The organism is Variovorax sp. GW821-FHT09B01, assembly GCF_059418345.1.
Map to the genome: position 1 here is coordinate 78,939 of NZ_JBWKPQ010000033.1, position 7,481 is coordinate 86,419.

A 7,481-nucleotide genomic window follows, 5' to 3' on the forward strand; every position below is an offset into this window, starting at 1 on the left:
GGAGCAGCGTCCCTGTGAACAAGCATTCCCGCGCCGTGGCGATCGCCATGGCATTCCCGCTGAGCGCCTCGCTCGGCGCGCCCGCCTGGGCGCAACCCGCGCCGGCGCCATCGGCTGACGCGGCCCCCGGCGCCGAGCGTGCGCTCGGCGCCATCACCGTCACCGGCGGCCGGCCGACCTCGCTGCCGGCGCAGATCCCGACCACCATCGAAGGCACGACGCACGCGCAGATCGTCGAGACGGTGAACGCCACCGACAGCGAGGACGCGCTCAAGTACCTGCCGAGCCTGGTCGTGCGCAAGCGCTACATCGGCGACTTCAACCACGCGGTGCTGGCCACGCGCGCCTCGGGCACCGGCAACAGCGCGCGCTCGATGGTCTATGCCGACGGCATCATGCTGTCGAACCCGCTGGGCAACGGCGCCACCTACGCGCCGCGCTGGGGCATGGTCTCGCCCGAGGAGATCGAGCGCGTCGACGTGCTGTACGGGCCGTTCTCGGCCGCCTACCCGGGCAACTCGGTGGGCGCGGTGGTCGACTACGTGACGCGCATGCCCGAGAAGTTCGAGGCCCACGTCAAGCTCAGCGGCTTCGTCTCGAACTTCGATCTCTACAACAGCCATTCCTCGCCGGCCGGCCAGCAGCTCGACCTGTCGCTGGGCAGCCGCAGCGGCGACTGGTCGTGGTGGCTCAGCGCCTCGCGCACCCAGAGCAAGGGCCAGGCGCTGGTGTTCGGCAACCGCCTGCTGAGCGCGGGCACGCTCGGCAATGCCGGCACCCCGGTCACCGGTGCGGTGCTGGGGCTCAATCCGTCGAACCAGCCCTGGTGGCTGGTCGGCGGCGCGACGATCTACGACACCACGCAGGAACAGGCCAAGCTCAAGCTGGCCTATGACTTCTCGCCCACGGTGCGCGCCACCTACACGCTGGGCGCCTGGAACAACACCACGCATGGCAGCGTCGACACCTGGCTGCGCGATCCGCTGGGCCTGCCGGTCTACGGCGGGCGGGTCAACATCGCCGGGCGCAGCTACAACCTCGACGCGCCCAGCGGCGCGCTGGTGCCGACCGAGACCCGGCTCACCCACTACATGCACGGCCTCTCGGTCAAGAGCCACAGCGGCGGTGTGTTCGACTGGGAGGTGGCGGCCAGCCTGTTCGACTACGCGAGCGACACCTCGCGCACGCCGACCACGCCGCTGCCCGGCGCCTTCCTCGGCGGGCCGGGCCGCACCACCGACATGGGCGGCAGCGGCTGGCGCACCTTCAAGGCCGCGGGCACCTGGCGGCCCACCGGCTCGGCCGAGGGCGTGGGCGCGCACGTGGTCGACTTCGGCTTCCAGCAGGACACGGCCAAGCTGCGCACCAGCGTCGGCAACACCCTCGACTGGATCGGCGGCCCGCCGGTCACGCCGTTCTCGGCCTTCAACGGCAATACCCGGCTGCAGTCGCTCTACCTGCAGGACACCTGGCGCTTCGCGCGCGACTGGAAGACCACCCTGGGCCTGCGCCACGAGCGCTGGGAGGCCTGGGGCGGCCAGCTCGGGAACGCGACCCGGCTGCTCGATTTCGCGCCGCGCAGGAACAGCTACGACTCGCCCAAGGCCGCGATCGCCTGGCAGGCCACCTCCGACTGGCTGTTCAAGGCCTCGACCGGCCGCGCGGTGCGCATGCCGACCGTGAGCGAGCTCTACCAGGGCTCGATCGACGGCAACCGCATCGTCAACACCGACCCCAACCTGCGGCCCGAGCGCTCGTGGACCACCGAACTCAGCGCCGAACGCGGCCTCGACGGCTGGGGGCTCGACGGCGTGCTGCGCACCACGCTGTTCTTCGAGCGCACGAAGGACGCGCTCTACAGCCAGGCGCTGACCAACCTCGTGAGCACGGTGCAGAACGTCGACGCCATCCGCACCCGCGGGCTCGAGGTGGCGCTGAACGCCACCGACGTCGGCCTGCGCGGGCTCGACCTCGGCGGCAGCCTCACGCTCGCGAACTCGAAGATCACGGCCAACAGCGGCTTTCCGGCCAGCGTCGGCCAGCAGCAGCCGCGCGTGCCCAAGGTGCGCGCCACCCTGCTGGCCACCTACCGGCCCGACGCCAACTGGAGCTACACCCTGGGCATGCGCTACAGCGGCAAGCAGTACGGCACGCTCGACAACAGCGATCCGAACGGCTTCGCCTACATGGGCTTCTCGAAGTTCTTCGTGGCCGACCTGCGCGTGCGCTACCGCATCGACCGCCAATGGAGCGCATCCTTCGGCATCGACAACCTGAACAACAACAAGTACTGGGCCTTCCACCCCTATCCGCAGCGCACCTACGTGGGCGAACTCAAGTTCGACCTCTGACGCCTGCCCTGTCTTTCACCGTCTTTCCTCAAGGAGTACCTCTCATGAACCGTCACCTCACCCTGCGCAGCGTCGCCGCCGCCGTCCTGCTGGCCGGCAGCGCCGCCGTGCTGGCCCATGTCACCTTGCCGCCCGGCGGCGTCACCGTGGGCAGCGACTACGACGCCGCCTTCCGCGTCGGCCATGCCTGCGAAGGCGCCAAGGCCACCACCGGCCTGGCGGTGAAGCTGCCCGCGGGCTTCGTGCTGAGCGAGGCGCAGGCGCGCAAGGGCTGGAAGCTCGATGTGCAGAAGGGCGCCGGCGGCGAGGTGCGCTGGACCGCCGAGAACGCGCAGGCCGCGCTGCCCGGCACCGAGAAGGCCGAGTTCGTGGTGCGCGGCAAGGCGCCGGCCACGCCGGGCACGCTGTGGTTCAAGGTGCTGCAGACCTGCGACGTGGGCAGCGCCGACTGGGCCGAGGTGCCGGCCTCGGGCAATTCCACCGCGGGCCTGAAGCGCCCGGCCGCGAAGCTGGACGTGGTGGCGCAGGGCGTGGCCACGGTCGACGTGCGCGACGGCTGGGTGCGCCAGTCGGTGCCGGGCCAGAGCGGTACCGGCGCCTTCATGAAGCTGACCTCGCCCACGGGCACCAAGCTCGTGAGCATCTCCACGCCCGCCGCCGGCGTGGCCGAGGTGCACGAGATGAAGATGGAAGGCGACACCATGAAGATGCGCGAGCTGAGCGCCGGCCTCGACCTGCCGGCCGGCCAGACGGTGGAGCTCAAGCCGGGCGGCTTCCACGTCATGCTGATGGACCTGAAGGGCGCGGTCGCCAAGGGCACGAACGTGCCGCTGACCCTGAAGTTCGAGGACGCGAAGGGCGTGAAGACCGCGCTCGACGTCACGCTGCCCGTGGGCGCGCCGGCCGGCGCCGACGCGGGCGGGGCCGCGCATCAGCACAAGCATTGAGGCCGCTTCCGCGGCGCCGGATTAGCTAGAGCAACTGGTCCGGCGCCAGCGGTCCGAAGAGCTTGAGCAGCAGGCGCAGGCTCAGGCTGGCATCGGGCTCGGTCCGGCTGTCGGGCAGGCCGCTGCCCTCGGGCGCGTGCCAGACCAGCGAACCGTCGACGAGTTCGACATGCCACGCGCGCTCGCGCAGCCCGCGCTCGATCTGCTCGGCCGCCAGGCGCGACAGCTCGGTGCTGCGGATCAAGAGCGCGATCTCGGTGTTCTGCAGCTGCGAGCGCAGGTCGAGGTTCATCGAGCCGACCACCAGCAGCCGGCCGTCCATCACCAGCACCTTCGAATGCAGCATCGCGCGCGACTCGCCGGTCACGCTGCTGCCGCCGGTCGAGCCGGTGGAGCCACCGAAGGCGCTGCCCAGGCCGGCCTGCTCGCTGCGCAGCTCGTACAGGCCGATGCCCATCTTCAGCAGTTCCTCGCGATGGCGCGCGTAGCCCACGTGGGCCACCGGCGCGTCGTTCGAGGCCAGCGAATTGGTCAGCACCCGGATGCGCACGCCGCGCGCGCGGGCGGCGGCGAAGGCCTGCTTCATGTCGGCGCCGGGCACGAAGTAGGGCGAGATGATCAGCAGATCTGAGCGCGCCTGGCCGATGAGCTGCAGCAGCCCTTCGACCACCGTCTCGCTGCCGGCCGCGAGGTCGGAGTCGGCCGTGAGCGCGGCCGCGCTGCGCGACACGCCGGCCTTGTCCTCAGGCTGGCTTACCACCAGGCCGGGCGCGCGCGCGCCGTCCGGGCCGCCGGGCACGTCGGCCGGGATCTTGCCGGGCTGGTCGGCCAGCATCGCGGCCGGCGCCCAGACGAAGCGCGCGCTGCGCAGGTCGAGCGGCTTCTCGTCCCAGGCGCGCGCGCGCTGCTCGGCGGTGGGCGGACCGTCGGGGCGGGGCTCGCCGTCGGGCGGCTTGGGCTGGTCGCCGGAGTTCGCGGTGGCGGGGTCGCGCGCGCGGGCCGATTCCTCGGCCAGCTCCTGGTCGGTCTGGCGCGCACGGTCGCGGATCGCCTGCAGCTCCTCGCGCGAGACCAGCGACTGCGCCGGGTAGGCGCGCTCGTTGTTCCAGTAGCTGTCGAAGCTGCGCGAGAGGTCCTGCACGATCGGGCCGGCCGCGAGCACGTCGACGTCGATGAAGTTGCCGTTGAGCGAGTTGCCGAAGTAGGCGTCGCCGAGGTTGCGCCCGCCGGTCACGCCCAGCACGTTGTCGGCCAGGAACAGCTTGTTGTGCATGCGCTGCTGGATGCGCGAGGCGTCGCCCGCCGAATTCAGCAGCCGGCTGAAGGTCGAGCCGCGCGCGCCCGCGAGCGGGTTGAACAGCCGCAGCTCGATGTTCGGCACGAAGGCCAGGCCCAGCACCAGCGCGTCGCGTCCGGTGCTGTGGAAGTCGTCGAGCAGGATGCGCACCCGCACGCCGCGCTCGGCCGCGGCGCGCAGGCCGCGCACCAGGCGCCCGGTGCTGGCGTCGACGTGGATGGCGTAGTACTGGAGGTCCAGCGTCTTCTGGGCGCCGTCGATCAGCGCCAGCCGGCTGCCGTAGGCCGCCTGCGGACCCGCGAGCAGCAGGAAGCCCGATTCGTAGCGCGCCGCATCGGCCCGGCGGCGCTCCTGGACCAGCGTGGCCAGGGCCGTGCCGGCCGGGGCGGCCAGCGCGGTGGACACCGGGCGGTCCACGTTCTGGGGCAATTGGGCGCAGGCGCCGAGGACGAGCAGCAGGGCCGCCGCCGTCGAACGACCGAGGTACGCTGGAATGAACGGCATGCGGTGGACTCCCCCGGCGCTTTCTGTTGTCTGGACTGGGTGCCGCATGTATAGCCGAGGTCGCGGCCGTCCGGCGTCGGACGGCACGCGGACTCAGCGGCTGGCGCCCAGTTCTTCCTGTCGCTCCATCGCGGTCAGCAGTTCGTCGTCGATCTGGGCATGGCGGGCCGCCAGCTCGGTGGCGCGCGAGGCGTCGGTGGCGTAGATCGCACCGCCGTCGAGCGCCAGGATTTCCGCGACGCGCTTCTGCTCGCTTTCCAGCGCTTCGATCAGCGCGGGGAGGGCGTCGAATTCGCGCTGTTCCTTGTAGCTGAGCTTCTTGCGCGGCGCGCCGGCGGGGGCCGCGGTCGGGCGTGCGGGGCTGGCCGCGCTGGCGGCAGGCGGGGGCGGTGCCACGGCGGGCGTGGCGGCCGCGGCCAGGCGCTGCTCGGCGATCTCGCGCGCACGGCGGGACTGGATCAGCCAGTCCTGCACGCTGCCCTCGTACTCGCGCCAGCGGCCGTCGCCCTCGTAGGCGATGGTGCTGGTCACCACGTTGTCGAGGAAGGTGCGGTCGTGGCTCACGAGGAACACCGTGCCGTCGTAGTCCTGCAGCAGGCCCTCGAGCAGCTCCAGCGTGTCGATGTCGAGGTCGTTGGTCGGCTCGTCGAGCACCAGCACGTTGGCCGGGCGGGCGAACAGGCGCGCCAGCAGCAGCCGGTTGCGCTCGCCGCCGCTCAGGGAGCGCACCGGGGAGTTGGCGCGCGCCGGGGAGAACAGGAAGTCCGACAGGTAGCTCTTGACGTGCTTGCGCTGGCTGCCGATCTCGATCCATTCGCTGCCGGGGCTGATGAAGTCCTCGAGCGTGGCGTCGAGGTCGAGCTTGTCGCGCATCTGGTCGAAGTAGGCGACCTCGAGGTTGGTGCCGCGGCGGATCTTGCCGCTGTCGGGTTCGAGCTCGCCGAGGATCAGCTTGAGCAGCGTGGTCTTGCCCGCGCCGTTGGGGCCGAGCAGGCCGATCTTGTCGCCGCGCAGGATGGTGCCGCTGAAGTTGCGGATCACGGTCTTCTCGCCGAAAGACTTGGAGGCTTCGGTCAGCTCGGCCACGATCTTGCCGCTGGCCTGGCCGGTGGCCACGTCCATGTTGACGCTGCCCTGCACCTCGCGGCGGGCGGTGCGGTTGGCGCGCAGGGCCTCGAGGCGGCCGATGCGGCTCTGGCTGCGGGTGCGGCGGGCTTCGACGCCCTTACGGATCCAGACCTCTTCCTGCGCCAGCAGCTTGTCGGCCTTGGCGTTGATCACGGCTTCCTGGGCCAGTTGCTCTTCCTTCTGGAGCAGGTACTGCTCGAAGTTGCCGGGGTAGGAGCCGAGCTTGCCGCGATCGAGCTCCACGATGCGGGTGGCAACGCGGTTCAGGAAGCTGCGGTCGTGGGTCACGGTGACCACGCTGCCCTTGAAGTCGATCAGCAGCTGCTCGAGCCACTCGATGGAATCGAGGTCCAGGTGGTTGGTGGGCTCGTCGAGCAGGAGCACGTCGGGCGCCGCGACCAGGGCCTGGGCCAGGGCCACCCGCTTGCGGGTGCCGCCGGACAGGTTGCCGACGCGGGCATTGCGGTCCAGATGGAGGCGGTGCAGCGTCTCTTCGACGCGCTGCTCCCAGTTCCAGGCATCGAAGGCCTCGATCTGGGACTGGAGGGCGTCCAGGTCCAGGCCTTCCGCGCCCGATAGATAGAGGTCCCGCACGGCGATCACCTCGGACAGCCCGGCACTGGCGGCGGTGAACACGTCGGCCTCCATGTCCAGGGCGGGTTCCTGCGCCACATAGGAGACGCGCAGGTGCTGTTGATATTGGAGGGCGCCGTCGTCGGGCTTTTCCAGTCCCCCCAGTATCTTGAGCAGGGAGGATTTCCCCGCGCCATTGCGGCCGATCAGGCCGATGCGCTCCGATTCGAGGAGCGAGAAGTCCGTGTGATCGAGCAGCGGGACGTGACCGAACGCCAGTTGGGCGTCGAGGAGTGTGATGAGTGCCATGTGGGGCGGATTATCCGAGGAGCCTGTTCTGCCTGCGGCAGCGCGTAGCGCTGCCGCAGGCAGGAAAGCCGGGCGGTCGATTTGTTTGCAGCGCTCTTGCAGGGCTGGATAAATGGCATATACTCGCTGGCTCGGCTGATGATGCGGCAACGCAAATCAGGTCGACAGGCCCGAAGGCGAAAGCCGAGGGCAGGTTGATGAAGCAGTCGAAAAAACTTCTCTCGAAGTTGACGCAAGTTGAAAAATCTGTGCATAATCGAGGGCTTCGCTGGATGGTTTCAGCGGCGGATGACGAAAGTTGTTCTGCTGGTGGTTGAAGGTGAAGAGGTTGAAAAAAGTTTGACGGTTCTTTAAAAATCGTGTTAGACTACA

At 69.9% G+C, this 7,481-nt stretch carries 5 protein-coding genes; 2 read left to right on the forward strand and 3 right to left on the reverse strand.

The genetic code is table 11. The features are described from left to right. Nucleotides 1-47: 47 nt before the first annotated feature. Together AC07RV_RS42430 and AC07RV_RS42435 are read left to right on the forward strand one after the other, a co-directional pair. Nucleotides 48-2,351, forward strand: a complete 2,304-nt coding sequence (locus tag AC07RV_RS42430; RefSeq protein WP_296780345.1) for a TonB-dependent receptor — start codon at nt 48-50, stop codon at nt 2,349-2,351. Between the two features lie 44 nt (nt 2,352-2,395). Beyond that, nucleotides 2,396-3,298 (forward strand): copper chaperone PCu(A)C domain-containing protein, encoded by a 903-nt coding sequence (locus AC07RV_RS42435; protein ID WP_296780280.1) that lies wholly within the window; start codon nt 2,396-2,398, stop codon nt 3,296-3,298. A 25-nt stretch (nt 3,299-3,323) separates the two neighbouring features. Here the strand turns inward: AC07RV_RS42435 and AC07RV_RS42440 are convergent, their stop codons facing one another. The 3 genes from AC07RV_RS42440 to AC07RV_RS42450 form a co-directional block, all read right to left on the reverse strand. After that, nucleotides 3,324-5,099, reverse strand: a complete 1,776-nt coding sequence (locus AC07RV_RS42440; protein ID WP_296780278.1) for a phospholipase D family protein — start codon at nt 5,097-5,099, stop codon at nt 3,324-3,326. A 93-nt stretch (nt 5,100-5,192) separates the two neighbouring features. Then, nucleotides 5,193-7,109: an ATP-binding cassette domain-containing protein gene (locus AC07RV_RS42445; protein WP_296780276.1), complete on the reverse strand. Its 1,917-nt coding sequence runs from the start codon at nt 7,107-7,109 to the stop codon at nt 5,193-5,195. A gap of 156 nt (nt 7,110-7,265) precedes the next feature. Then, on the reverse strand, nt 7,266-7,481 hold a 216-nt coding region (locus AC07RV_RS42450), incomplete at its 5' end, for a hypothetical protein (RefSeq protein WP_492716164.1).

Excerpts from the sequence above, each read along its gene's own strand:
- AC07RV_RS42430 (WP_296780345.1), top strand. The coding sequence starts at position 48 with ATGGCATTCCCGCTGAGCGCCTCGCTCGGCGCGCCCGCCTGGGCGCAA.
- AC07RV_RS42435 (WP_296780280.1), top strand. The coding sequence starts at position 2,396 with ATGAACCGTCACCTCACCCTGCGCAGCGTCGCCGCCGCCGTCCTGCTG.
- AC07RV_RS42440 (WP_296780278.1), bottom strand. The coding sequence starts at position 5,099 with ATGCCGTTCATTCCAGCGTACCTCGGTCGTTCGACGGCGGCGGCCCTG.
- AC07RV_RS42445 (WP_296780276.1), bottom strand. The coding sequence starts at position 7,109 with ATGGCACTCATCACACTCCTCGACGCCCAACTGGCGTTCGGTCACGTC.